Source organism: Gorillibacterium terrae, from assembly GCF_051594785.1.
Taxonomy (GTDB): domain Bacteria; phylum Bacillota; class Bacilli; order Paenibacillales; family NBRC-103111; genus Gorillibacterium.
Genome location: NZ_JBPPGI010000002.1, coordinates 408,087 through 434,038, shown reverse-complemented (window position 1 = coordinate 434,038; position 25,952 = coordinate 408,087). Strand labels below are relative to the sequence as shown.

At 59.3% G+C, this 25,952-nt stretch carries 25 protein-coding genes and 3 tRNA genes; 5 read left to right on the top strand and 23 right to left on the bottom strand.

Features of this window, described 5'->3' with window-relative positions; genetic code table 11:
- Positions 1-61 precede the first annotated feature (61 nt).
- Positions 62-565, bottom strand: a complete 504-nt coding sequence (locus tag ACSEXS_RS12050; protein ID WP_438433469.1) for a CcdC family protein — start codon at positions 563-565, stop codon at positions 62-64.
- Between the two features lie 111 nt (positions 566-676).
- A complete protein-coding gene (locus tag ACSEXS_RS12045) occupies positions 677-883 on the bottom strand; it encodes a hypothetical protein (RefSeq protein WP_438433468.1) in 207 nt (68 codons plus the stop codon).
- 176 nt (positions 884-1,059) lie between these two features.
- On the opposite strand from ACSEXS_RS12045, the gene ACSEXS_RS12040 reads away from it, so the two are divergent.
- Positions 1,060-1,806: an MBL fold metallo-hydrolase gene (locus ACSEXS_RS12040; RefSeq protein WP_438433467.1), complete on the top strand. Its 747-nt coding sequence runs from the start codon at positions 1,060-1,062 to the stop codon at positions 1,804-1,806.
- Here the strand turns inward: ACSEXS_RS12040 and ACSEXS_RS12035 are convergent.
- Positions 1,788-2,261: a GNAT family N-acetyltransferase gene (locus ACSEXS_RS12035; protein WP_438433466.1), complete on the bottom strand. Its 474-nt coding sequence runs from the start codon at positions 2,259-2,261 to the stop codon at positions 1,788-1,790. The genes ACSEXS_RS12040 and ACSEXS_RS12035 overlap by 19 nt on opposite strands.
- A gap of 127 nt (positions 2,262-2,388) precedes the next feature.
- Here ACSEXS_RS12035 and ACSEXS_RS12030 point away from each other — a divergent pair, with 127 nt between their 5' ends.
- Positions 2,389-2,811 (top strand): CBS domain-containing protein, encoded by a 423-nt coding sequence (locus ACSEXS_RS12030; RefSeq protein WP_438433590.1) that lies wholly within the window; start codon positions 2,389-2,391, stop codon positions 2,809-2,811.
- 103 nt (positions 2,812-2,914) lie between these two features.
- Here the strand turns inward: ACSEXS_RS12030 and ACSEXS_RS12025 are convergent, their stop codons facing one another.
- The 10 genes from ACSEXS_RS12025 to ACSEXS_RS11980 form a co-directional block, all read right to left on the bottom strand.
- Positions 2,915-3,262 (bottom strand): EamA family transporter, encoded by a 348-nt coding sequence (locus tag ACSEXS_RS12025; RefSeq protein WP_438433465.1) that lies wholly within the window; start codon positions 3,260-3,262, stop codon positions 2,915-2,917.
- Positions 3,234-3,602: a DUF2304 domain-containing protein gene (locus ACSEXS_RS12020; RefSeq protein WP_438433464.1), complete on the bottom strand. Its 369-nt coding sequence runs from the start codon at positions 3,600-3,602 to the stop codon at positions 3,234-3,236. The genes ACSEXS_RS12025 and ACSEXS_RS12020 overlap by 29 nt, the downstream gene beginning before the upstream one ends.
- A gap of 4 nt (positions 3,603-3,606) precedes the next feature.
- Positions 3,607-4,305: a glycosyltransferase family 2 protein gene (locus ACSEXS_RS12015; protein WP_438433463.1), complete on the bottom strand. Its 699-nt coding sequence runs from the start codon at positions 4,303-4,305 to the stop codon at positions 3,607-3,609.
- Between the two features lie 166 nt (positions 4,306-4,471).
- A complete protein-coding gene (locus ACSEXS_RS12010; RefSeq protein WP_438433462.1) occupies positions 4,472-5,710 on the bottom strand; it encodes an RICIN domain-containing protein in 1,239 nt (412 codons plus the stop codon).
- Positions 5,711-6,071: 361 nt separating this feature from the next.
- The gene (locus tag ACSEXS_RS12005) at positions 6,072-7,586 is read right to left on the bottom strand and encodes a glycoside hydrolase family 43 protein (RefSeq protein ID WP_438433461.1); all 1,515 of its coding nucleotides are present in this window, start codon (positions 7,584-7,586) and stop codon (positions 6,072-6,074) included.
- A gap of 50 nt (positions 7,587-7,636) precedes the next feature.
- Positions 7,637-9,928 (bottom strand): glycoside hydrolase family 95 protein, encoded by a 2,292-nt coding sequence (locus ACSEXS_RS12000; RefSeq protein WP_438433460.1) that lies wholly within the window; start codon positions 9,926-9,928, stop codon positions 7,637-7,639.
- A gap of 25 nt (positions 9,929-9,953) precedes the next feature.
- Positions 9,954-12,035, bottom strand: coding sequence for a right-handed parallel beta-helix repeat-containing protein (locus tag ACSEXS_RS11995; RefSeq protein WP_438433459.1), 2,082 nt, complete (start codon positions 12,033-12,035; stop codon positions 9,954-9,956).
- A 625-nt stretch (positions 12,036-12,660) separates the two neighbouring features.
- Positions 12,661-12,993, bottom strand: coding sequence for a hypothetical protein (locus ACSEXS_RS11990; RefSeq protein ID WP_438433458.1), 333 nt, complete (start codon positions 12,991-12,993; stop codon positions 12,661-12,663).
- Between the two features lie 582 nt (positions 12,994-13,575).
- A tRNA-Val gene (locus tag ACSEXS_RS11985) sits at positions 13,576-13,648 on the bottom strand.
- Between the two features lie 115 nt (positions 13,649-13,763).
- Positions 13,764-13,982, bottom strand: coding sequence for a hypothetical protein (locus ACSEXS_RS11980; protein ID WP_438433457.1), 219 nt, complete (start codon positions 13,980-13,982; stop codon positions 13,764-13,766).
- Positions 13,983-14,126: 144 nt separating this feature from the next.
- Between ACSEXS_RS11980 and ACSEXS_RS11975 the strand changes: the two genes are divergently transcribed.
- Positions 14,127-14,615, top strand: coding sequence for a NucA/NucB deoxyribonuclease domain-containing protein (locus tag ACSEXS_RS11975; RefSeq protein WP_438433456.1), 489 nt, complete (start codon positions 14,127-14,129; stop codon positions 14,613-14,615).
- Here ACSEXS_RS11975 and ACSEXS_RS11970 read toward each other — a convergent pair.
- A complete protein-coding gene (locus ACSEXS_RS11970) occupies positions 14,612-14,938 on the bottom strand; it encodes a holin (RefSeq protein ID WP_438433455.1) in 327 nt (108 codons plus the stop codon). The genes ACSEXS_RS11975 and ACSEXS_RS11970 overlap by 4 nt on opposite strands.
- A 136-nt stretch (positions 14,939-15,074) precedes the next feature.
- Positions 15,075-15,914 carry an alpha/beta fold hydrolase gene (locus tag ACSEXS_RS11965; protein ID WP_438433454.1) on the bottom strand — a complete coding sequence of 280 codons (840 nt, stop codon included), beginning with the start codon at positions 15,912-15,914 and terminating at the stop codon, positions 15,075-15,077.
- A gap of 163 nt (positions 15,915-16,077) precedes the next feature.
- Between ACSEXS_RS11965 and ACSEXS_RS11960 the strand changes: the two genes are divergently transcribed.
- The gene (locus ACSEXS_RS11960; protein WP_438433453.1) at positions 16,078-17,058 is read left to right on the top strand and encodes an S-layer homology domain-containing protein; all 981 of its coding nucleotides are present in this window, start codon (positions 16,078-16,080) and stop codon (positions 17,056-17,058) included.
- Between the two features lie 239 nt (positions 17,059-17,297).
- Entirely contained in the window at positions 17,298-18,146 is an 849-nt protein-coding gene (locus tag ACSEXS_RS11955) for a nucleotidyltransferase domain-containing protein (RefSeq protein ID WP_438433452.1), read from the top strand.
- 206 nt (positions 18,147-18,352) lie between these two features.
- On the opposite strand, the gene ACSEXS_RS11950 is transcribed toward ACSEXS_RS11955, so the two are convergent.
- The 8 genes from ACSEXS_RS11950 to carA all read right to left on the bottom strand — a co-directional run bounded on the left by ACSEXS_RS11950 (position 18,353) and on the right by carA (position 25,843).
- Positions 18,353-18,429 (bottom strand) — tRNA-Ile (locus tag ACSEXS_RS11950).
- A 20-nt stretch (positions 18,430-18,449) separates the two neighbouring features.
- A tRNA-Met gene (locus ACSEXS_RS11945) sits at positions 18,450-18,523 on the bottom strand.
- A gap of 106 nt (positions 18,524-18,629) precedes the next feature.
- A complete protein-coding gene (locus tag ACSEXS_RS11940; protein WP_438433596.1) occupies positions 18,630-18,803 on the bottom strand; it encodes a hypothetical protein in 174 nt (57 codons plus the stop codon).
- Between the two features lie 177 nt (positions 18,804-18,980).
- Positions 18,981-19,586: a phosphatidylglycerophosphatase A family protein gene (locus ACSEXS_RS11935; protein ID WP_438433451.1), complete on the bottom strand. Its 606-nt coding sequence runs from the start codon at positions 19,584-19,586 to the stop codon at positions 18,981-18,983.
- Positions 19,587-19,822: 236 nt separating this feature from the next.
- The gene (gene pyrE, locus ACSEXS_RS11930; RefSeq protein ID WP_438433450.1) at positions 19,823-20,467 is read right to left on the bottom strand and encodes an orotate phosphoribosyltransferase; all 645 of its coding nucleotides are present in this window, start codon (positions 20,465-20,467) and stop codon (positions 19,823-19,825) included.
- Positions 20,454-21,251, bottom strand: a complete 798-nt coding sequence (gene pyrF, locus ACSEXS_RS11925) for an orotidine-5'-phosphate decarboxylase (RefSeq protein ID WP_438433449.1) — start codon at positions 21,249-21,251, stop codon at positions 20,454-20,456. Before pyrF ends, pyrE begins: the two co-directional genes overlap by 14 nt.
- A gap of 133 nt (positions 21,252-21,384) precedes the next feature.
- Positions 21,385-24,627 carry a carbamoyl-phosphate synthase large subunit gene (gene carB / locus ACSEXS_RS11920; RefSeq protein ID WP_438433448.1) on the bottom strand — a complete coding sequence of 1,081 codons (3,243 nt, stop codon included), beginning with the start codon at positions 24,625-24,627 and terminating at the stop codon, positions 21,385-21,387.
- Positions 24,611-25,843, bottom strand: coding sequence for a glutamine-hydrolyzing carbamoyl-phosphate synthase small subunit (gene carA, locus ACSEXS_RS11915; protein WP_438433447.1), 1,233 nt, complete (start codon positions 25,841-25,843; stop codon positions 24,611-24,613). The genes carB and carA overlap by 17 nt, the downstream gene beginning before the upstream one ends.
- Positions 25,844-25,952: the final 109 nt, after the last annotated feature.

Sequence of the window (25,952 nt, the reverse complement as noted above, 5' to 3'; positions counted from 1 at the left end):
CATAAGCCGCCTAGGGCGTTTTGTCAAAAAAGGGAGCGTCTCCCAAGGGTGGCGACGGGAGTCATATTCCGTTCATAGCCGGCTCGGCCGGGAGGGTGCGTTGGAGCTTTCGGTAGCCGATCAGCATGGCGACTCTCCAGGGCACCAGCATGCCGAAGGCAAGCAGGAAGAACAAGGCGCCGGTCTGCGGCAGACTGACAAACTGTTCGACGTAATCGTGCAGAATCAGCCGGATGACGAGCAGAACAAGCAGGATGACGATGAACGCCTTGGAGCGCTTCAAGTAAATCTGCCCGTCCCGCGCCTCGAACCGGGAGGTGCGGATGAGCGGATAGGAGAAGAAAACCGCGCCGGCGAGGAATGCGACGAGCCCCCACACCAGCGGAATCCGCATGAAGGGAAACAGAAACATGGCGAAGCCGGTGCTCATTCCGAGCGGCGGGATGATAATCTTGCGTTCCGAGGTGGGGCGGTTGGCCGCCTTCAGCCGGATGCCGATGACGGATAAGGCGAACACCGCCGACGCGACCAGCGGAACGGCGTGCGAATTCACGGCGATGGACATGAACAGGACCTCCAACTCTTGAGTTGCTTCCATTATAACGCGATCGCCGCCGTGAAAGAAAGCTGTCTGTGATTTAGATCACAGAATTGTCATGAATGATCCGTTTTCAAGCTATTTGTACGCCTTTCCTTTGGTCAGGATACAGGGAATGCCATGCCCCTCCGCTCCCGGCTGGGCCATTTTCTCCAGGTAACGGAGCCCCCGAGCGCATTGCTGCTTGCAAGCCTGACAGGTATCCGACGTCACCATCTTCATATTGAACCGATTCTTGTCGCCCGCAGCCGGGATGTCCTTCTTCTTTGCTGCCGCCTTCGCCATGGGTTAGCCTCCTTCCCCCTCCGGCTTCAGCCGTTCGCGGGGTTTTGCTATACCGTATGCGCGCGTCTGGGCGAATGTCCCTGTCGGACAAGCCCCTGCGGGCATTTCTTTGGTTACGGACGCCGATCATGGTACGATAAAGCGGACATCCCGATTTGGAAAAAGGAGGATTTCCCATGACGTTAAACCTGCGGATGCTGGGTACGGGCGGCGCATTCTCCAAAACCTACGGCAACAATAACGCCCTGTTCGAGGAAAACGGCTTCACCCTGCTGGTGGACTGCGGGATCACCGCTCCCCAGGCGCTTCACGACATGGGAGTGGAGCTGAACGCCATCGATGCGATTCTGATCACCCACCTGCACGGCGACCATGTCGGCGGCCTCGAGGAGCTGACCTTCCGCATGAAGTACCAGCTCGGCCGCAAGCCGCGCTTGATTCTGCCGAAGGCGCTGGCTGCCCCTCTCTGGGAGAACACCCTGCGGGGAGGCTTGGAATACCCGGAGGACGGCTTGACGCAGCTGTCGGATTTCTACGAGCTTACGCTGCTGGAAAACCGAAAACCGGCCGCTCTCGCGCCCGGTTTTCTCGTGGAGGCCCTCCCTACCCGGCACATTCCGGGGAAGCCGAGCTTTTCGCTGGTTCTCCAGGAAAAGCTGTTTTACAGCGCCGATATGATCTTCGACCGTCCGCTGCTCGACGAGATGGTCCATGGACGCGGCTGCCGCTATCTGCTGCACGAGTGCCAGTTCACCTCTCCCGGCGTTGTCCATACGACCCTGGACGAGCTGCTCCGCCTCCCCCGCGACTATCAAGAGAAGATGTATCTCATGCATTACGGCGACGAAATGGAGGACTATGCAGGCAAGACGGGGGCCATGCGGTTCCTGCAACGCCGGGTTGCTTACGAATTCGAGCTTTGAAGCTTCTTCCGCATGCGAACGTGAGGGATGCCGGCGTCGAGGAAGGGCTCGGACGAGACCGTCTCATAGCCCAGCTTCACGTAGAACGGCTCCGCCTGGCATTGGGCGTCCAGCACCGACAAGGCGGCCCCGCGGCTCGCCGCATCCTGCTCCATCGCCAGCACCAGCGAACGGCCGACCCCCGTTCCCCGGTATTCGGAGGAAACGGCGATCCGCTGCAGCTTGACGGTCGGCGGCGATTCTTGATAGCTGCGGTACCGGCCGGTTGCGGCCGGCTGCCCGTCCACCAAGGCGAGAAAATGGCGGCAGGCCGTCCAGTCGGCATCGAATTCGTCCAATTCCTCTTCGGCCGGGACCTGCTGTTCGTCTACAAAGACGCGGAGGCGAATCGCGAAGCAGGCCTCCAAAGCCTCCCGGTTGTCAACGGGACTGACAGAGATTGAAGCGTGGGTCATGATCCTTCATCCTTTCCGTGTTCTTTCTTTGGGCATCGGCGGGCGTTGGAGCTGTAAACCGCGCGCGATTTTTGGTACAATAAGGGGGCACTGATCCGCTTTAGCTAAAGGAGTTTTACCGTTCATGATGAATATCGCGTTTTTTCTGCTTCCCAAGCAGGATGTCGTCTGCCTCACGCCCGACACCACGCTTCGCCAGACGCTTGAGAAGATGGAGCATCACCGTTTCACCGCCGTCCCCGTGCTCAACCAGGACGGCACGTACGCCGGCACCGTAACCGAGGGCGACCTGCTCTGGTTCTTCAAGAACAACCGGGAGATCACCTTCGAGAACGCGCACCGGCACTCGCTGTCCGAGGTGCCGCTTCGCCTACAGCATCAGGCGGTCCGCATCGATGCGACCATGGAAGACCTCATCAAGCTGGTGCGCACTCAGAACTTCGTGGCGGTGGTCGACGACACCGACCGGTTCATCGGCATCGTCCGGCGCAGCGAGGTCATCGACTATTGCGGCAAGACGATCCTGAAAGACCCCGCCGCCCACGTTTAAGCCGAATCCCTTCTCCGTACAAAACAGCTCCCCTTCCGCCGATGACCGGCCGGAGGGGAGCTTTGTTATGCGAGGAGCGGGAACGCCCGGCAAGCCGCTTTCCTCAGGTCCGGGCCACGAGGAACGCGCCGCCCAGAATCAGCACGATGCCGATCCACTGCGCGCTGCTCATCGACTCGCGGAATAGCAGCACGCCGGACAAAGCGCCGAGGACGTAAGCCATCGACTGCAGCGGATAGATCCGGCTGAGGTCGTAGCGGCTGAGCGCATAAAACCAGACGATCGTCGCGATGCCGAACAAGGCGATGCCGCCCAGCATAACCGGATCGGTGAGCAGCGGGACGATGTCCGAACCGGAGCGCAGCGGATGCCGGTTCAGGGCGTATTTCCACATCGTCTGTCCGGTGACAAGCAGCACGACATTACAGAGAACGATCAACAGGGCGATCATCGCGCGCCTCCTCTCCCTGTGATTTGAGCAAGGCCAGCTCCTGGGTCAGCCGGGTCATTTTGCGGTCCAGCTTGGTGATCACGGTCGTGAGGTGAAGGATGAAGACCAGCGAGAACAGGAAGCCGATGAAGAACAGGAGCGAAGTTCCGTAAATGATGCCCATGGCGGAAGCAATTCCGTTCAGGAGCTTCGGGAAGACGCTGAACAGGAGCATGATGAGGCCGAGAATCAGCCACAGGAGCGAATAGCGCTCGGAGATTTTGCGGCGGCGGATCATCTCGATGACGAAGCCGAGAAAGAGCAGGCAGAAGACGACCGACAAGACAAAGATATATTTCATGGCTTCAGTTCACATTCCTTATCCGTGTCATGATGACGGCAAGCGACACTTTTAACATGTAATACATGGATTTGAACGGCGTAATCGACGACTTCCCTGCCGCCCGGCTGTGCATCTGCACGGAGGCTTCCTTGACGGAGAAGCCCATCCGCTCCAGCAGGACGACCGCTTCGACCTCCGGATAATCGTCCGGGTAGTAATGGGCGAACACCCGAATAACGTCGCGGTTGACGGCCCGAAAGCCCGAGGTGGGATCGGTGATCCGCTTGCCGACGGTCCATCGGATCATCCAGGAAAAGAAGTTGATGCCGAGTCCCCGGAACAAGCTCGGCGTGTAATCGGTCTGTTCCACGAAGCGGGAGCCGACGCAGCATGCCGCCTCGCCGCTCGCCACCACTTGAATGATCTTCTCCAGGTCCGCCGGGTCGTGCTGGCCGTCGGCGTCGATCTGAATCGCGATGTCATAGCCGTTGCGGTACGCGAAGAGGTATCCCGTCTGAACGGCGCCGCCGATGCCCAGATTGACCGGCAGGTCGACGACGTGCGCGAGTCCGGTCGCCCGGGCTACACGGCTGGTATCGTCTCTGGAGCCGTCGTTGACGACCACGATGTCGATGTCGGGATGCCAGCGCTTCACGGATTGGAGCACGGCTTCAATGCTGTTCTCTTCATTATAGGCCGGAATGATAACAAGCGATCTCATGCAGCAGTTCTCCTCTATTCGAATCGGAGCGCAAAGGCACTCAACTTTATAGTATACCGTTCCATGCCGAGAAAACAAGCTTCCTTCTCCAACAAAAAGCCCCGGCAACCGGAGTCCGCTTACGCGCGATCCCGCTTCCGGGGCAAGTCTGTCTTTTCCTGCCGGGTCAGTTGACCTTCGTGAACAGCCATTTCTGGGCGTCGGTTCCGTTGTCGGTGTACTGCTGGACCACCGCACCGTCCGCCGTCGATGAGCCGGAGACGTCCATGGCAAGGCCGCTCACCTTCGAGAGCAACTTGTAGTAGCCGCCGCCAACGTCGACGATCTGCCAGCGCTGTGCGTTGGTGCCGTTATCCGTCCACTGCTGCAATTGGACGCCCGACGCCGTATTGGAGCCGGGAACGTCCAGCGCCTTGCCGCTGTGGATCGCGGTCAACCGGTAAGCCCCGCCGCCCATGTCGTCTACCCGGAATTGCTGATTGGCGGCGGTGTAGTTGGTCCACTGCTGCATCTTGGCGCCGTCGGCCGTGGACACATCCTTCACGTCCAGCACCTTGCCGCTTGCCTTATTGGTCAGCGTGTAGACACCGCCGCTGACCAGAGACGGACCACCCGCCTTGTATACCCGGACATAATCGACGTACATCTTCGCCGGGAAAGCGGTCGAGGCGTCGGGGCTGCCGGGCCAGTTGCCCCCCACCGCCAGGTTCAGCAGCAGGAAGAACGGCTTCTGAAATTCCTCGGTGTTGCCGGTGTTATTCTCAATGTAGAACTCATTGTACTGGGTTCCGTCCACAAACCAGCGGATATACTTGGAGTCCCACTCGATGCTATATACATGATACTGGCTGAAGTCCAGACTGCCCGACGTTTTCCCGTAATCGGCCTGTCCGTTCGCGTCCCAGTGGACCGAACCGTTGACGAAGGCGTTGTTGTTGACGCGCTCCATGATGTCCGTCTCGCCGCATTTCGGCCAGATGGCGGTGTCGATGTTCGTACCGAGCATCCAGAAGGCCGGCCACAGTCCCTGCCCCGAAGGAAGCTTGATGCTGGCTTCGATTTTGCCGTAGGTGAAGCTCTTCAGCCCCTGGGTCTTGATCCGGGCGGAGGTGTAGTTCATGCCGCCGTACGATTCCTTCTGCGCGGTGATGACCAAGTTGCCGCCGGTCACCTGCAGATTTTGCGGGCGTTCCGTGTAATATTGCAGCTCGTTGTTGCCCCAGCCCCCGCTGCCAGTGCCGATCTCCGCCTTCCAGTTGGCCGCATTCAAGCTGCTCCCGTCGAATTCGTCGCTCCAGGCCAAGCTCCAGCCGGACGCCGCTGTCGAAGGGGCGGACGGAAGGAACGCCGCCATCAGAGCCACGACCAACAGGAGCGCACCAAACCAGCTTTTGAACTTTTTCATGATATCTCCTCCTTTTTTTCAAGCACCAAGGATTTAAACGCACCGACGAACATCCTCTGCCGAATACCGGATGACGATCGAAGCATCACCTCTTTTCAATTGGGTTAAGCGCTTTCAATCCTTTGCCGACCGAGATGTAATCGATTTAGTGTGCGGTTCTATCTGTATCATGCTTCTTCCTTCGCCATCTGCCCAGTGACCTTCGGACGAGCTTCCCATAGGTCAAAAGTGGGAATTATTGGTATTTTCCTATTTCCTCTCCAATACCAAAAGCCGCTGACCGAAGTCAGCGGCGCCGTTATCATTGTGTGGTGACCCTGCCTGCGGCTTCGGCAGCGGCGGAAGCCCTGTTGGGGGCGGACTACCGGGAGAACTGCCAGGAGCCAACCAAGAGGTCTTCCTCTACCTCGTTGCGGAAGACGAGGTAGAGATCGTGCACATCCTCCGCGGCGGCGACGTTGACGCTTCTCTCCGACCAGCCGGAAGCCGTAGACGGAATCGTCAGCGTTCCGATCAGCTTGCCGTCCGGTTGATCGAGGCGAAGCTCGATCGCGCTTTGCCGCCCGTCGCTCCAGATGGACGCCGTGAACGCGGTTGCTCCCGGCTGCCCGAAATCGACCCGGGCCAGCGCCAACCAGCTTCCGTCCGTTCCGGCGACGGCCGCCATTAGGTCGGCCCCGCCTGCGGGGACTTCCGGAGCTTCCGCTGCGGCCTTCGTTCGCACCCCGGCGCTCCAGCCGATCGTTCCCGCTGCAATCCGCTCATACGGATTCATCGGCTTAAGCTGAGGAACCCCCGCGTAATCGGCCTGAATTTCGTTGATCAAGCCGTCTGGGCGGAACTCCAGCTTGTTAAGATGGGTGGAACGATAGCCGTTCGACAGCCCAAGCGCTTTGGCCAGCGTCTGAGCATGGTAAGCGATATACCACTCTCCCTGAAACCTGAAGATGGCGTGATGGTTATTGCCGCTTACGCCGAAGAAGTGGCCGGGGTTCTTCAGGATCGTTCCCCGGTACGTCCAAGGTCCCATCGGATGCTCGCTCGTCATGTACGCGATCTCTCCTGCCGGCGGGCTTCCCTGCGGACGATCTCCCTCGTAGAAGTTGGAACAGTACGAGTAATAATAAACGCCCTCGTGCTTGTTGATTCCCGCGTCTTCGAACATGAACGGAGCCGGGACGACAACGGCTTCGCCCTGCACACTGATCATATCGGAGCCGAGCTCCATGACGCGTGCGGTGTTCGGCCACTCGTGCTGTCCCTCGGGTATGCCTCCTCCGAAATACAAGTAGGCTCTTCCATCCTCATCGACGAGCACGGCCGGATCAAACAGCCAGGTCACATCCTCCACCCCCGGAGTGGACCTCGTCACCAAAGCCTCTCCGATTGGATCGGTCCACGGACCGATCGGACTGTCTGCGGTTAATACGCCAATTCCGCTCGCATTGTTGGCAAAATACAGGAAGAAGGCATCCTTGCCGTCCACCACCCGATGAGCGGCCGCCGGAGCCCATGACTGAGTAGCCCATTTGGCCGCACCCTGCGGTCCCGCAACGGCGATTTCCCCATGATCGGTCCAGTTGACCAAGTCATCGGAGGAAATGACGGTGATTCGGTTGATGCTGCTGTACGTATTGCCCTTGACCTGTCCCTCGCTATCGTATTCCAGAGCGTCGCTCGTCATGTACAGATAGACGCGGCCCCCGTATACCAGAGCATAGGGGTCGGCCCCGAACTTGTGCCCCATCAGAGGGTTTCCGTTTCCCGGCACCTTACCGACCGCTGTCGCCAGCGGCATTGCTTCCTGTTCCTGCGCGGTCTTTCCGCCGCCGGAGCCTACCGTTTGCCCGTTTGTGTTTGTCTGAAAGTGACTCATCGCTAATTCCTCCTATCGATTGTGCGGTCATTCCCGCCGTCCGTTGCTAGTTATTGCCAGCAGTCTACCTCATACGAGCCGCCTTCAGCCGCTTCAAACACCGCATTCCCTGCCGCATCGGAGCAGGCGATCGTATTCCCGTCGGCATCCCGCACCTGCACGGGACCCGGGGCCGCGAGCCGAACGGTTCCCGATCGGGCTGCGTAGATGACCGCCGTCATCAGCTTGCCTTTCTCCCATTTCATCCCCACCGTAAATCCGCCGCGCGCCCTCAGCCCCGCCACTTCTCCCTCCGGCCAGCCCGCCGGAAGCGCGGGAAGCAGATGGATCGCACCGTCGTGGCTTTGCAGCAGCATTTCGGCGATACCGGCCGTTCCCCCGAAGTTTCCGTCAATCTGGAAGGGCGGATGGTTATCAAATAGATTCGGCAAGGTCGACTTGCGCAGCAGCTCCATCACATGCGCCAGGGCCTCGTCGCCGTCTTCGAGCCTCGCCCACATGTTGATGATCCATGCCCGGCTCCAACCGGTATGGCCTCCGCCGTGGGCCAGCCTGCGCTCCAGCGTCAACCGGGCGGCTTGGGCCAGCTCCGGTGTTCCCTTGACGGTGATTTGGCTCCCGGGATGCAGGGCGAACAGATGGGAGATATGGCGATGCCCCGGCTCCTGTTCCTCGTAATCCTCCATCCACTCCTGAATCTGACCGTGCCGGCCGATCGCGGGCTTAACCAAACGGCCGCGGACGGCGGCCAGCTCCTTGCGGAAGGCTTCGTCGCAATCGAGAATCTCTGCCGCCTCTATACAGCGGCTGAACAGCTCGTGCAGGATCTGCGAATCCATGGAAGGTCCCATGCACAAGACGCCCGACTGCCCGTTCGGCAGAAGGTAACGGTTCTCGGGTGAAACGGAGGGGGAGGTGACGAGACAGCCGGTCCGCTCCTCTTCGACGAGAAAATCGACGAAAAACAGCGCGGCCTCCTTCATCGTCTCGTAAGCGGTCCGCAAGAAGGCCTCATCCCGGCCAAACGCGTAATGCTCCCACAGATGCAGGCAGAGCCAGGCCGCGCCCATCGGCCAATAGGTGGCCGGTAGGTAGGTGTCCTGCGGAGCCGTGTCGGCCCAGATATCCGTATTGTGGTGCGCCACGAACCCCCTCGCGCCGTACATCGCCCGAGCGGTCCGCCGTCCCGGTTCCCTCATCCGCTCGATCAGGTCGAACAGAGGAAGGTGGCATTCCGCCAGGTTGCCTATCTCCGCAGGCCAATAATTCATCTCGGTGTTGATGTTGATCGTATATTTGCTGTCCCAGGCGGGGAGAAAATCCTGGTTCCAAATCCCCTGCAGATTGGCGGGCAGAGAGCCGGGACGGCTGCTCGAGAACAGCAGGTAGCGCCCATACTGGAAGAGCAGGCTCACCAGCCCTGCATCCTCTTCGCCGGCCTTGACCCGCCCGAGCCGTTCATCGGTCGCAAGCGGAATCTCCGCCGCGCTTCCGATGCGCAGGCTCACCCGGTTGAACAGCGAGGCGACATCGTCCCTGTGCCGCTGCTTCAGCCGGTCATATCCTAAGGTCTCCGCTTCATCCAACAGCCGGGTGCACTCGGCTGCGGGATCGGCATGCCGGAAGGAGCTTCCGGCCGTCAGCAGCAGGACGGCACTGTCCGCTTCCTCCACCAGCAAGTACTCGCCGACGGTAGAGACGCGGCCTTGCGGCACAATGGCCCGCACCTGGAGACAGAACCCGAGATAGCCGGTCGTCCCGGTCAGCTGCAGGCCATTCGATCCCCGCTTGCCGACCTCGTCCACATAGCGGTGCCCCGCACGGGTCAGCCGGACCCGAAAGGACAGGCTGCCCGGCGAACTGGCCGCCAGACGGATCGCCGCTACCCCATCGGGAAAGCTGATGAACGCTTCCCGGCTATAGCTCGTTCGTCCGATTCGGTACGAGGTGCCCGCGATCCCCGTCTCCAGGTCCAGCCAGCGTCGGTACTCCGCCGGTTCCCCGTCATGCCGGGATTCCATGGACAGGTTCAGGTCCCCGAGCGGCAGGTAATGCCGCTGGCATTCTGGCGTGCCGGACAAAGCCAGACCGGCGAGCCGCTCCGCTTCGCCGATGCGGCCCGCTTGCAGCAGGCTGCGAATCTCCGGGAGGCGGGCCGCCGCATCCGGATTGTTCCGGTCGCGCGGCCCGCCATACCAGATCGTGTCCTCGTTCAGTTGAATCCGCTCATCCCGGACCCGGCCGAATACCATCGCGCCCAGTCGGCCATTGCCGAGCGGCAGCGCTTCGTTCCATTCGGCAGCCGGTTGTTTGTACCATAAGGCTTTGGAGTCTGGATTCATGCTGGCGTCCTCCTTGAAAGCGGCTTTATTTGCCCGGGGTTCCCGTTACGCTTGCAGCCGCCGACCGCCGAACGCCTTCTTGCGATACAACAAACTCAACCGGGCCCCCGCCGAGTAGTTCAAACGGTCCGGGGGTCGCCTTCCCGTCCGAACGCCGCACCTCGAAAAAGTCGCGGTCAAACCGATAAGGGGAGCCGTCCGGGGCTTCGTAGCGCATTTCGGCGTGAAAGGACGTCCCCAGCACCTCCGATGTGACCACCGGCGAGGCTGCGGCGCGCATCCTTTCCGGATCGGTGATGCGGACCCGTACCTCGCCTAGGGCAGGATCGATTTGCAGCTCGATGCCGCTGTCGGTCTCTACCCGCGCATCCGGCTCATGCACGCTGGGCACCGCGCCCTTTAGATACAGATTGCCTTGGATTGCGACGGGCTTGGCCATCTTATCCGGCTCGAACGGCTTTCCGGATTCCCGCATCGCCGTCCATTCTTCCTGCGTATAGTCCCACCACTGCTTTTCAAAGGCACTCGGGTAGCTGTCGTATCCGCTCAACCCGACCGGATAGAGGTAGCAACGGGAATTGTCCGGTACTCCGTCCATCGCCGGAACGGCACCCTCGTCCGGATGCTCCCTTGAAGAGAGCGGCAGGTGCTCGAAAAAGGTCATGGGCAGCGGCCCGCTTACGGGATCGCCGTCGTGCAGGAATAGGTTGTTGTAATACCGGTCGTCCCCGCCTGTGATGTTGCTGTACCCGGCCACGGCCGTCTCGTGAGGAACATGGTAGGGCGTATACCGGCTGAGCTCGGCACGGAGTACAAACCTGCCCGCAAACAGATTGTGAACAAATGCGCCGCCTTGGGACATGTTGCGGAAATTCATGGGAGACAGGAACAGGTTGTGATCCACCGTATAGGGGCCATGGCAGACCTCCACGAAGAAATCCTCGGACAGGTTGTCGAAGAAGACATTGCGGCTGATACGGGTGCCCTGCGCTTGCCAATCCAGCCACACCGCCCGGTAGCAGCTCGATATGACATTCTCGCTGATTTGAACGTCCAGCGAGGCGTGAAGTTTGATTCCACCCACCTCCGCACCGTGGAAAAGCCGCTTGTGGTGAATATGGTAGATGCGGTTCCGGTAAATTTGGCTGAAGGCGCAGCCTAAATGGCCTACGATCCCGGCCTGTTCGCAATCGTGAATCACGTTGTTGCGAACAATGTGGCTTCCGATCCGGTCTTTTTGCCAATTCATGCGCAAGGCCCGGAAAATGACTTCCTGCTCCCGCTGCGTTCCGCCCTTAATACGGTTATTCGACCATTCGTTCTGCCCCGTGGCGATCTCTTTGCCGAGGCTGATGCCAACGCATTTGGATTCGCTGATCACGTTGTCCTCAATAATCCAGCCCTTGCTCCAATGGGGACCGATCAGCCCTTCCTGCAAGGCGGTCGGCGGAGCCCATTGGGGGGAGGCTTGCCGAAGCGTAAATCCCCTGACGGTTATGTAATCCCGGCCGACGGTATCGGGCCAGAAGCAATAGGGGCGCGCATTGACCTCCACATTCGCTTCACGGGGGTCCAACCCGCCGAAATTCGCCCAGATTTTTGTGCGATCCGGACCGGCCTCCGCATACCACTGCAGCATGGAATCCTCCGGGCACTTCGCTTGCGGCCAAGCTTGCGGCTCGCGCAGCTTCTCGACGGAATCGGTTTCATACAGCGACTTGCCATTGAGGTATACCTCTCCGAGATGCGGCTCGAACGCCCCCTCAAACAGCCAGTCCCCGTACAGCTTTACCTCAAAGGGGTTGCGGACGGCGAAAAGGGTATTCGGCAGCTCCGTGCTCCAGACGCCGTCGCCTTCGTTATTCCAATCGGCAACCGGCTCCGCGCCGGTGATCACCACTTCTCCATCCCCGGCGGACTGATACACGATGCGGTGCTCCTCCGTTCCGCCGTTGGCCGGATTGACCCATTCCCTGTAGATGCCTGCATGAACGTTGATCGTATCTCCCGGCACCGCCAAAGCTGCGGCGCGGCCTATGGTGCAAAAAGGCTGTGCCGCTGTGCCCGGGGCCTGATCGCTTCCATGAGTTGCCACATGATAGTCCATTAAACTCTTCCCCCGATCCGCTGGTCATCCCAGGCGATTCGTCGTATTTGTCGAAGGCTTTCAAAGGCTATTTAATCACTTAACCGCTTGCAGTTCCATGATCATTCCCTTAACAAAATTGATAGATTCACCTATTTGTTCGCCGGATGTTGGCCGGATCGTGAATTTGCCACATTCATCATGATCTTCCCACGAGCGGCCCCAGTTGTAATCCTCTTAGCTAACGATTTTGGACTCCACTGTTTTTTTTCTTGGATGTACCGGCAATCAACAGTATCCAGAGCAAACGGTTCCCAATGCATGCACAGCAAATGACGCCCAAGTAGAGCCTGTAAAATGGGCAATCCAAGGCGCTAAAAGCATACTGAGCAACATATTTAAACACCGACCCCCCCATACCTTGGAGCGGACGCGCTGCTCGTGCTACCGACAGTCAGGTTATGGAATCTCCAGGCGTTCATACGGTTTGCCTCCTCACAAAAAATAACAGAGAGGCTCGGCCCTGTGGTTCCGCCCGCATTGTGCGGACCGCGGCTCGCCTCATTGCTATGGGCAAATAGAAAAGCCGCCCCGAGGGACGGCTGTATTAAAGCAAACCGAAGGATGCTTGAAGCATGCAGTACTTTTAAGATTGCTGAACCAGATACACAAATCCGGAATATACGCCTGCATACGTACCTCCGGGTCCCGCAACCGCCGAAACGTAGCTCAACGATCCAGACCAATACTGCCCATTGCTATCCACAAAGGTGTATCTATAGGTGCTCGGGATTTGAGTCGCATGAGCATAATAGGTTGTGACAAGGTAATTGCTGATGTACTTGGATTGTTCAGCAGGCACTACCTGCTGGACCACTTGATGGGAGGACGGTTGAGAGGTGGCGCCGGAGGCAAAACTCGATACAGGAGCAACCAAAAGCAAAAGTATCGCTACTAAAGTTACTGCAAAATTCTTCATGTTTTCTCCTCCTAAAATTTATTATTTTGATCCAGTCCATGGTAACACATTCCATATTATGGGTATGTGATCTTTTGTACAAGGGTTAATATATGAAATTGATCCGACTCCTGCTGATGCGGCCGGTTTGCGCTCCCGATCTCGCCTTTATACCCCCCGGGATCTGTCATCAGCACTTCACTCGGGACTCCCGTTTCTCCCCGAAATATTTCCCGTTCGTTCGATAGGCTGATGGAGAAAGCATGCGTGAAGAAGATACGCTTCCACGATCTTCGCCATACGCACGTTACCATCCTTCTCAAAAATCGAGAGACGCCATAAGCCATCGCTGAACGAATGGGCTGGTCAGACACTCGAATGATTGACAACTACGCCCACACCCTGCCTGACATGCAGGAGGAAACAGCCGACTCGTTCGGCAAGTCATTTTATGGAAAGCATAATTCGTAGCATTCGTACCGACAAACCGATTCGTACCAAATTCGTATCACGACGCTTATCGGCACAAATGTCAAACCCACTCAAATAACAAAGAAACGAAAAAACCCTTGATCCACAAGGGAATCAAGGGTTTCTCTCAAGTGATCTGTAGTGGGCTCGAACCACTGACCCCCACCCTGTCAAGATGGTGCTCTCCCGACTGAGCTAACAGATCATGCGACGGGTTATTCTTTTTCGTTTGCCGTCGCTCGTCAGCGGCGACAAAAAATATAATATCAGCTAGGCTCTTAGAAGTCAACCCTTTTGTTCCGATTTTTTTTGAGCGTGTCTTAGCGGATCAGAAAATGGCATAGCCGGCGCAGGTAATACGCCTCGCGGCAGCTTCCGTCACCGCAGCGGACGATGACCGAGTCGGCCGTGAACCGCTGGACCAGGCCGCTGGATTCGACGCATTCCCCGTTGCGGTACACGGACACGCGCTGGCGGAAGAAAATAGCGTTGTCAAACTCCGCATCATGCAGCAGCGGCAAAGATGGATTCGTTGTCAAGCGGGTCACCTCGTTCTGGAGTACGCCATTCTATTCGACAGAACCCCGCCGAATTCCTGCTTCATCCCCCTCTCTCCTCCTGTTATAATTCTCTGGAGCTCCGAACTTAAAGAATGCTAGATCGATACGAGCCAGGAGGCCTCCATGAGTCCCGCCCGCAAACGAAAACGCAAGCAACAGCGCCGGTCCCGGGAAAACCGGCTGCTTCCGCTGATCGCCGTCCTGGCGATCGCCATCCTGTTCCTCCTGTATCTTCGGCAAGAACAGCCGGACGGCCGGCGACTGCCTTGGGATACCCCGCAGCCGACGGCGGTCGTCCGGATCGAATTCCCGTCGGACCGTTATCCGAAAACCGCCCAGCATATCAAGAAGGCCATCGCCAAGGGCGAGTCGGCCGTCTGCACCATCGACCGCAAAGGGGCCGAGGAGAACCGCTCCCTCTCCCTGCGCGGCATCCCGACCAAAAAAGGCTACGACCGCGATGAATGGCCGATGGCCATGTGTGCCGAAGGCGGCAGCGGAGCCGATATCGCCTATGTCCCGCCCGCCGACAACCGCGGGGCCGGAAGCTGGATTCAAAACCGGCTGGATGACTACCCGGACGGGACGGCCGTCGAATTCGTAATTCCCTAACCGGCGGAAGGCGGCTCCTTGCCGCTGCCGGTTCCTTCCCCGCCGCCGTCTCCGGAGCCGGTTCGCGGCTTGTTGAAGGCGGCCTCGAACAGCCCCGTAGCCGACAGCCCGGACAGCGCTCCCGCCCAAAGGCGGAGAGCCAGATGAAGGTCGGTAAACGGGTACGCCACCGCTCCGACCGCCATCCCGACTACGACACTCATCAACGGGATGAGCTTCTTGGGCACCGTCACCGACACTTTCACGAGCTGAACCGCTGCCAGCACAAACACCGAGAGCATGGACGAGAAGGCGAGCATGCGGGTAAGCAGTTCCTGATCCATACCGCTCCCCCCTTTCCGCTGAGTTCCAACTCGGATGTCCCGCTGCCGCGAAGGGAGCCGCAGACTCCACGTGCGCTGATTCCCCGAGTTAGTTCATTGTATGCGGAAAACGAAGAGCTAAGCCCCATGTTTGTCCTTACCGGCGGCGGTTTTGGGTCTGGTTTTCCAGCCATTCCAAGGTAAGCCGAATCGCCTCCTCGAGCGGCGGGGTGGTTCCTTGGAATGGATGGACCGCCCCAAAGGTATGGTTGCCTCCCGGAACCTGCCGCCAGGGAATATCCGGACGCAGCTTCGTTAGCTCGGACGAGCCTCGGCGTAGATGGGCTCCGTCCTTCTCTCCTTGAATCAGCACAGCGGGAGGAACCAGACCGCGGATGCGGCCCAAGATGTCAAACCGTTCCGCATTCCGCTCCAAATCCTCCAGGATCTCCACATCCAGCGGCATCCGCTGCTTGGTGCGGCCATTTAGAATATGCGTTCGCCCCGTTTGCTTCATCTCCGCCTTTTCCTGATCCGAGAACAAATCCACGTTCGTGATTCCGTTCCAGCTTATGACCCCGGATGTGTCCGCCGGATGATCCAAAGCGTGAATCAGACACACGCCGGCTCCCCGGCTGTGGCCGACCAGGAATGCCGGTTGGCCGCCCGTCGGCCCAAGTGGAGTTTGTCCGTTCCGCACAGCTTCGAGCACCGCTGCCAGGTCCGTCAGCTCGCGGGAATACGTGTTGCGGGCAAAGCGCTCCAGCTCGGTAAACTCCAGCAGGTTTTCGCCGATTCCGTTATGGGTAAAATTGAAGGTAATCGCGTGAAACTTTTCGCTCAGCCGTTCGCCCAGGTAGGGGAAGAAGCCCCAATCCTTGAAGCCTTTGTACCCGTGGCAAACGATGACGACCCCGAGCGCTTCGCGCGGGCAGTGAAAGGCCGTTCCTCTCAAGATCCCGTTTGGAGTCTGCGTCAATTGAAACTCGATACCCATCTCGTTAACGTCCTCCTCGCTTTGGCGTTATCCCAAGTATACGGCCCGATCCATACCCGGTTCAAATTAGTGCTTTCCTATAAAAGAACCGATGATGATTGGCGGAACGGATGTGCAACCTTTTCCATCCGATGCCCGTCTGAGGGGTTGGAGGTGCTCAAACATGACAAACAAATGGAAATGGATAGCTTCCGCCGTGGTATTGCCCGTTATGCTGTCCGGATCGGTGGCCTTCGCCTTCAGCGACACCAAGGGCGATCCGGCCGAGGCCAAGATCGAGGCTTTGCAAAAGGAAGGCATCCTGAACGGGACGAACGGCGGTAAATTCGCTCCGCAAGCCGCCCTGACCTACGATCAAGGCATCCACCTGCTGGTCAAAGGGCTGGAGCTGAACATCGACAACATCCGGTTTATCAAAGAACCCAAAGCAAGCGATTATTTCAAGAAAGTCTCCGACAGCGCCTGGTACTCCCAAGATTTTATCATCGGCCAGTTCAATCTGGGCCTGCCGCAGGATATCGACCCCCGAGGCACAATCACCCGGGAGCAATTTGCCGTCCTGCTGAGCAATGCCATTAACCAGAAGGGTACGTTTCCCGTGATTGCGCTGTACAATTTCCTTGCGGATGAAGGATCGGTCAACCAGGAGGCGTCGGGCAGCATCCAGTTCCTGCTCAATACGAAAATCGCCAAGCTGAACGCCAAGAACGAGTTCCGGCCCAAAGCCGCCATCACGCGTTCGGAAGCGGCCGATCTGCTCTATGAAGCCCGCGCGTTTGTGACGAGCCATACCGGCAGCGAGCAGGCGCCGTCCGCCGAACCCGGCGCGGAGCCAACCTCTCAACCGGGGAGCGGTTCCAGCAGCGGCCATGAAGGAGTGGGCAATGTGATAACGGAGGCAGCCCTTCAAATCGATAAGGTGAACGAAGCGATCAACAAAGTCACGCTCACGGTGCAGGTCCCCCATCCGGGCTACGGCGTCGAGATTACGGGGATCGAGTTTCCCGGCGGCGGCAAAGCCGTAATTCGCTACCGGCTGACCGATCCGGACCCGACCAAGTTCTATCCGATGGTCGTCAGCAGCGCCAAGGTCAGCACCTATCTGTCCTCGGAGTACACGCCGACGGCAGAGCCCGCGAACTGACAGGGAGCAGGCTGAAGCTATCGAATAAGAATACCTAACAGGAGCAGGGCCCAAAAGCCACGCTCCTTTTTTTCTAGGACTTAAATTTTGATGAAGATCAGACTCAACACCTTTATCTCCGGCAGTGAAATCGGAGGTTTAGCACGCTGAGCATTTGGGTTATGACTATCTTTTCCCTTCCCCGCCCCCTCCCGGTTGCTTATAATGAAAGCGACCTTACCGAAAGGAGTGAACCCTTTGTGAACGTGAACTCTCTCCTATCCGCGATCGTCGACCGCCTACAGCAAGTCCGCGGAGTGAGTGCCATCGTGTTGGGCGGCTCGCGCGCCCGGGGAACGGAGAATCCTAAATCCGATATCGATATCGGCATTTATTACGACTCTGCCGAAGGGTTGGACCTGGACGGGCTTCGTCAGGCTGCCGCTCAGTTGGACGACGAGCACCGGGAGGACCTGGTAACCGACATCGGCGAATGGGGGCCTTGGATCAATGGCGGCGGTTGGCTGACCGTTTCCCGAATGCCGGTCGATTTCTTGCTTCGCGATCTTCGGCGGGTCGCTCAGGTCTTGGACGATTGCGTGAGCGGCCGGATCACCGTTGACTACCAGCCCGGTCATCCCCATGGCTTCGTCAACTCGATCTATCTGGCGGAAATTGCGCTCTGTAAGGTGCTATGGGACCCTTCCGGAGCGGTAGATGAGTTGAAGCGGCGGACCTTCCCTTTGCCGCCGGAGTATCAGAAGGCCGTGATCGGCCGTTTTTTATGGGAGGCCTCCTTTTCGCTCGATAACGGGGCCAAAGGCGTTGCCAAAGCCGATTTGCCTTATGTCGCGGGAAGCTGCTTCCGAACGGGAGCTTGTTTGAATCAAGTCTTGTTTGCTCTGAATGGGGCTTATCTGATGAACGAAAAAGGCGCAGCCGCCATCGCGGATGGGTTCCCGCGGGTTCCCGCGCGCTACTCCACCCGCTTAAATGAGCTTTTCGCACGGATCTCGGAGAATGAGGAGGCCTTATCGCAGACGATATCGGGAATGCGTGAGCTGGTCCGGGAAACGGAAGCGCTGCTGCGCGACGGGGGACTATTTTGAGGCTGCGATTTCTACGGTTGCATCAGGAGGGGGACGATGCTTTGCTTGGATTGAAGACTGTCGGGGCTGCGGTATGTATCGTGTTCATTGGCTTAATCCTCTGGCGTGTGTCGAAGTGGGCGGATCGAAAAGAGGAATAACGTCACCGGCAAATAAATAAGTCATAAAAACAAAAAAAGCCTTGAAGTATCAAGGATTTTAAGGGGTGGTGGGCCCTGCAGGACTCGAACCTGCGACCAATCGGTTATGAGCCGACCGCTCTAACCAACTGAGCTAAGGGCCCTCTTGCCACGTACTATAAAATTGCGGGGGCAGGATTTGAACCTGCGGCCTTCGGGTTATGAGCCCGACGAGCTACCGGACTGCTCCACCCCGCGTCGTTCGGACTGCGTTCGTGCAGTCACGAAGGTTAGTATACCTTGATCAATTTCCTTATGTCAAGACGTTTTCCAAATTCATAGGGTCCCGCTCCCCTCCCGATCCTTAGGTCGGAATGTACCGGACGCCAAAGCGGCCCTTGCGGGAACGGTAGACCTCCACGCTGCGCGGGCAGTCGTACCCGTAGATCCACCAATCCTCTTCCATCCGTTTGGCGAGGCAGCCCGCCTGGAATTTGCTATCGTACAGCTTGGCCCAGTAGATCCAGTCCATGTCCATGCTCAGTTCCCTCCGTACGGATTGTTTATGCGCTTAGCATGCCCAAGTCGATGCCAAAACTTATCCGGTTGAAGAGGAAATCCATGGAATGGGAAAAAACGCGCCAAAAGCCGCACCGCTGCGGGCTTCCGCCGACCGGTCCGGCTTGGTTTCGCTTTCGGCTTACTGCGCAGGGAGTCAGCTTGCCGCATCCTCTCCGGACTCCCGTCGAGCCGGTTCGGACGCAGCCGCATTCTCCCCTTCCTGGAGTGCAGGCCCTTCCAGAATGGCGGCCTCGTCCCGCGGCTTTTCCTCCAAATCCCGCTGCTTGTGGGCAATTCGGCTGGACGCCGACGAAGCGATCGCGGCAACCAGGTCGTCCAAGAATGTGTTTATTTTGCCGGAGGACTTGTTGTCGAGTTCGCGGATAATGCCGATCTTCTGTTTATCGAGAAACCCGAAGGTGGTAAGCGCAATGCTGCCATAGCCGTAAACCGAGCCGATCGCCAGGGTTTCGTCGCAGCCGAACAACCCCTCATCCTCGCGTAAAATGCTGAGCAGCGGTTCCGACAGCCCGTTTTGCTCCGCCAGGACATCCAATTCAACTCCCACAAGAATCGCATGCTGCAGCTCGCGTTTGGCCAGCACGGCCCTCACGCTGTCCAGACACACCGCAAGCTGCAAATTCGGATGGTACGGCAGCTGCATCTCAAGTACGATATCGGCGATGTCTTTCAGCTCGACACCGCGCTCCTCCAATTTACGGTATACGGCCTGCTCGACTTCCCGGCTGTGGACTCTCATCCGAAATTTCCCCTTCCCGCTGCCCATCTGCCGCTTTATGGCATTTCCTTCATAGTAAGCGTCCGGGGGAAAAAGGTTCTCCGCCGTTTCCCCTTGCCAAATGTAAAAGCTGCCATCGCCCGCCATAAAGATCGGAGAGCGATGACAGCTTTTCCTTTCGGATGATACGGCGAATACCGGGCCAACGGGTGGAGGGTGAATCGCATACTTGGCTTGAGGTAGCCGGCCAGAGAGGCTTACTCCGATTTCCCGTATTCCGCGGGGTTGGAGCGCCACGCCTGAAGCTTCGCCAAGTCTTCCTGGCGGATAAAGCCCTGATCCAAGGCCGTCTCAAGCAGGGTGGAATACGTGGTGAGCGTCTGCATCGGAATGCCGGCGTCGGCGAACAGCTTCGCCGCGGAGGGGAATTCGTAAGTAAATATGGCGAGCACCGCCTGCACGTCGCCGCCCGCGTCCACGGCCGCCTGCGCGGCTTTGAGTGAACTGCCCCCTGTCGAGATTAGGTCCTCGATGACAACTACCTTTTGCCCGGGCTGAAGCGCGCCTTCGATTTGGTTTTGCTTGCCGTGTCCCTTTGCCTTATCGCGAATGTAGATCATCGGCAGCCCCAGCTTATCCGCGACCCAAGCCGCATGGGGAATACCGGCGGTCGCCGTCCCCGCGATCACTTCGGCGTCGGGGTATTGCTCGCGGATCGTCTCGGCGAAGCCCTCGGCAATCATCGTCCGGATGAGGGGATAGGACATCGTCAGCCGATTGTCGCAGTAAATCGGCGATTTGAGCCCCGAGGTCCAGGTGAACGGTTCGTTCGGCCGCAGAGCGACGGCCTTGATTTCCAGCAGGGATGAAGCGATCGTGGCAGACAGGTTAAGCATGGCCATGGGTGAGCATCTCCTCAAGAATGGTTTCAAAAGCGAGCCTGGGGTCGCGCTGAGCGGTGATCGGCCGGCCGATCACCAGATAATCCGAGCCGGTAGCCAAGGCTTCCCCCGGCGTCATCGTGCGGGATTGGTCGCCCGCCTCGGAGCCGGACGGACGAATACCGGGCGTTACGGTGAGGAAGTCCTCCCCGGCGGCGGCTTTGACCGGCCGTGTCTCCCGGGCCGAGGCCACGACGCCGTCGAGTCCCGCCTGCCGGGTCAGCCGGGCATACCGGATGACGGCGTCTTCCACCGTGCCGGGAATGCCGATCTGCTCGTTCAGCGTGAGGGCGTCTGTACTGGTGAGCTGCGTGACCGCGATCACCAGCGGGCGGGAAGCGGAGCGGCTCTCGTATGAGAAGGATAACCCGGCCAGGGCCTTGTCCACCCCTTCCATGGCCGCCTCCATCATCCTCAGACCGCCGGAAGCATGCACGTTGAACATGTCCACGCCGAGGCGGGTGACGCTCTCCGCTCCGCCCTTGACCGTATTGGGGATATCGTGCATTTTCAAGTCGAGAAACACCCGGTACCCGCGTTTCTTGAGCGATTCAATGAAGGCCGGACCGGCGGCGTAATACAGCTGCATTCCGACTTTCAGGTAGCAGGGAATGCCTTCCAGGGCTTGAAGCAAGGCTTCGGCTTCGGTAGGCGATGGATAATCGAGCGCGACGATCACCCGCGCAGCCAAGGTTTCTTTGGTCCATGCGGCAGGCGATTTCCGTTGATCGGATGCGGCGTTCATGAAGTTCCTCCTTATGGGCGATTGGCGTTCGACATGCCGAAGCCCTTTCTCCGGCGCTTGCATCCGGGAAAGGGCCGTTTGCTATCGGATCGGACAGGCAGGCGGGCTTGCTAAGCAAGGACCGCCCTCCGAATCAGGCATGAACCCGGTCTCGCGGAGTGGCTTCCGCTTGGGTCGGCATCGACCGGGAAGTGAAGTTGATCGTCTGCAGTACATGCAGGAGCGCTTTGACCGTATCCAGCGACGTCATGCAGACGACGCCGTTCTCGACCGCCTCGCGGCGGATGCGGAAGCCGTCGCGTTCCGGCTCCCGGCCTCTCGTCAAAGTGTTGACGATGAAGTGCGCTTGGCCGCTGCGGATGAGATCGACAATATTGGGCGACCCCTCGCTCAGCTTCTTGACGGTGTCGACGCGCAGCCCCGCCGCTTCCAGCGCGGCCGCTGTGCCTCCGGTGGCGACAATGTGATAGCCCAACTCGTCGAATTCCTTCAGGATCGCAACCGCCTCTTCCTTGTCTTTGTCGGCGACGGTGGCGATGATCGAGCCGGTCGGCGGGATCTTCATGCCGGAGCCCACCAGGCCCTTGTACAGCGCCTTGGCATAATTGCGGTCCCGGCCCATCACCTCGCCGGTCGACTTCATTTCCGGTCCAAGCGTGGTGTCGACGCGGCGCAGCTTGGCGAAGGAGAAGACGGGAACCTTGACGGAGACGTGTTCGTCCTCGGGGTACAGCCCTTCCTCGTAGCCCAGCTCGGCGAGCGTCCGGCCGAGAATGACCTGGGTGGCAACTTTGGCCATCGGAATGGTAGTAACCTTGCTCAGGAACGGCACCGTGCGCGAGGAGCGCGGATTGACCTCGATGACGTACACTTCATCCTGGTAGATGACGTATTGGATATTGACCAGCCCGCAGACGCGAAGCGCCTTGGCGATCTTGATCGTCGTGTCGACGATCTTCTGCCGGATGGCCGGTGCGAGCGTCTGCGGCGGATAGACCGCGATGGAGTCGCCGGAGTGAACCCCCGCCCGCTCCACATGCTCCATGATGCCCGGAATGAGCACCGTCTCGCCGTCGCAGATGGCGTCGACCTCCACTTCCTTGCCCTCCATGTAGTGGTCGATCAGCACGGGATGCTCGGGGTTGATCTTGACGGCTCGTTCCATGTAGCTAAGCAGGTCGGCGTCGGAATAGACGATTTCCATCGCCCGGCCGCCGAGCACATAGGAGGGCCGCACCAGCACCGGATAGCCGAACTTGGCGGCGATTCCCACCGCCTCGTCCACGGACGTGACCGTGCCTCCGGGAGGCTGCGGCACCTTCAGCTCGCGTAGCAGGGCTTCGAACTTCTTGCGGTCCTCGGCCTGGTCGATGCTTTCCAGGTCGCTCCCCAGGATGCGCACGCCGGCAGCGGCCAGCGGCGCGGCGAGGTTGATCGCCGTCTGTCCGCCGAACTGGACGATGACGCCGATGGGCTGCTCGCGCTCGATCACGTTCATGACGTCCTCGAAGAACAACGGTTCGAAGTATAGGCGATCGGAGGTGTTGAAGTCGGTGGAGACCGTCTCCGGGTTATTGTTGATGATGACCGCCTCGTAGCCCGCTTCCTGAATGGCCCAGACGGCGTGGACGGTCGAGTAATCGAATTCGATTCCCTGGCCGATGCGGATTGGTCCGGAGCCGAGGACCACGACCTTCTCCTTCGCCGTCTCCTCTCCCTCATCCTCGGTCTCATAGGTCGAGTAATAGTAGGGAGTAACCGCCTCGAACTCGGCGGCGCAGGTGTCGACCATTTTGTAAACCGGCTTCAGGTTCAGCTGCTTGCGGAAATCGCGGATTTCTTGTTCCGTCGTATACGGCAGGCGCGAGTCCGCCCCGCGGCGGATTTCGGCGATGGAGCGGTCCGTGAAGCCTTTGCGCTTGGCCTGGTACAGCGTCTCGGCAGTCAAGTCGGCCTGCTTCAGCGTGGCCTCGAACTCGACCATGCCCTGCAGCTTGTGCAGGAACCACCAGTCGATCCGGGTCAGCTCCTGGAGCATTTCCAGGCTGTACCCGCGGCGGTACGCTTCGGCGATCAGGAACAGGCGCTCGTCGTCGGGCTTGCTCAGCCGCGCTTGCAGCGTCGCGTTGTCCAGCTCGGCGGCTTCGGGCAGATTGAGCCGATGCGCGCCGATCTCGAGCGACCGGACGGCCTTGTGCAGCGATTCCTCGAAGGTGCGGCCGATCGCCATAACTTCGCCGGTCGCCTTCATCTGCGTGCCCAGCTTGCGGTTGGCCGCCGTGAACTTGTCGAACGGCCAACGCGGAATTTTCGAGACGATGTAGTCGAGCGTCGGTTCGAAGCAAGCGTAGGTTTGGCCGGTAACGGGATTGACGATCTCGTCCAGCGTATACCCGATCGCGATCTTGGCCGCCATCTTGGCGATCGGATAGCCGGTTGCCTTGGAGGCCAGAGCGGACGACCGGCTGACGCGCGGGTTTACTTCGATGACATAGTATTGGAAGCTGTACGGATCGAGGGCGTACTGAACGTTGCAGCCGCCTTCGATGTTAAGCGCGCGGATGATCTTGAGCGACGCGGAGCGGAGCATCTGGTATTCGCGGTCGGACAGCGTCTGGCTGGGCGCGACGACGATGCTGTCGCCGGTATGCACGCCCACCGGGTCGAGGTTCTCCATGTTGCAGACGACGATGCAGTTGTCGCCCGCGTCGCGCATCACCTCGTACTCGATCTCTTTCATGCCGGCGATGCTCTTCTCGACCAGGCACTGGCCGATCGGGCTGTAGCGAATGCCGGAGGCGACGATCTCCTTCAGTTCCTCTTCGTCGGCCGCAATGCCGCCGCCCGTACCGCCGAGCGTGTAAGCCGGACGGACGATGATCGGGTAGCCGATGCGGTTCGCGAACTCGACGGCTTCCGGCACGCTCGTGACGATGACGCTGTCGGGCACCGGCTGCTCCAGCTCGCGCATCAGCTCACGGAACAGGTCACGGTCCTCCGCTTGCTCGATGGCGCTGAGCTGGGTGCCGAGCAGCTTGACATTTTCGCGCTCCAGCACGCCGGCCTTCGCCAGCTCCACCGCCATGTTTAGCCCAGTTTGGCCGCCGAGGGTAGGCAGCAGGCCGTCCGGCTTCTCCTGGCGGATGATCTGGGTGACGAAGTCAAGCGTAATCGGCTCGATGTACACCTTGTCGGCCATATTGGTATCGGTCATGATCGTGGCCGGGTTGCTGTTGATCAGGATGACCTCCATTCCCTCTTCCTTGAGGGCTTGGCAGGCTTGCGTTCCCGCATAGTCGAACTCCGCGGCCTGGCCGATGACAATCGGACCCGAGCCGATCACGAGGATTTTTTTCAGATCAGTATTTTTCGGCATACGTCGGTTCTCCTTTCACGGCAGGCTGAGCTTCTTGCGAAATCGCTTCGGCGGCTGGGCTCGACTCGGCGGCTCCCGCTGCGAGTTCGTACGCCCGGTCGCGTCCGAGGTGAATAACCGCTTGGCGCGAGGGCTTGACGGCCGTTGCCCGATGAGCGCGGATCATATCGAGGAACTGGTCGAACAGGTAGCCCGAATCCTGCGGTCCGGGCGATGCCTCGGGATGATATTGAACGGAGAAGGCGGGGACTTCCGTATGCCGCACGCCTTCCACGGTTTTGTCGTTATTGTTGATATGGGTGATGGCCAGCTTCGTTCCGGCAATGCTCTCCGGCTTGACGGTATAACCGTGGTTCTGCGAGGTGATGTAGCAGCGGCCGGTAGCCAGCTCCTTGACCGGGTGATTGCCGCCGCGGTGGCCGAACTTCATCTTCTCGGTATCCGCCCCACAGGCCAGCGACAGGAGCTGATGGCCGAGGCAGATGCCGAAAATCGGGATAACGCCGAGCAGCTCGCGGATCGTGTCCACCGCATGGGGTACGTCCTTGGGATCGCCGGGGCCGTTTGAGAGCATGATGCCGTCGGGATCGAGCTTCTTGATCGTGTCCGCCGTCGTATTCTGCGGCAGGACGACCACATCGCAGCCGCGTGCCACCAGATCGCGGACGATGCCGCTCTTCGAGCCGAAGTCGAGCACGGCGATCCGTTCCCGGCTTCCGGGAATGTGGAGCGAGCTTGCCGTCGAGACCCGGGAAACCTGATCCATCATCGCGGGAGAAGCCGCGAGGCGTTCCTGCAGCTCGGCGAGCGGGGCGCTCCCCGTGGTGAGGAGGCCGCGCATGGTGCCGTGATGGCGCAGGATCCGGGTCAGCATCCGGGTATCGATGCCGCTGATCCCTGGAATGCCGTATTCCTTCAATAAAGAATCGACCGTATCCTGGGCCCGCCAGTTGCTCGGCAGCGTCTCGTGCTCGCGGACCACGAAGCCGTGAACAAACGGCCGGATCGATTCGAAGTCGTCTCGGGTAATTCCGTAATTGCCGATCAGCGGATAGGTCATCGTGACAATCTGGCCGCAATAGGAGGGATCCGAGAGCACCTCCTGGTAGCCTGTTAATCCGGTATTGAACACCACTTCACCGGTCGTTTCTCCTTCGGCTCCAAACGCCGCGCCCGTGAAAAGCGTTCCATCCTCCAACAGCAGCCTGGCTTGCATGATCCCCACTCCTTCTACTGGTCATGCCGGTCGCGGCAGCGCCCGTCTGGGCAAAAGCCGCTCGGCAATGAATATTTATTCATGATCCTTGTATCAAATCCGCTGAACC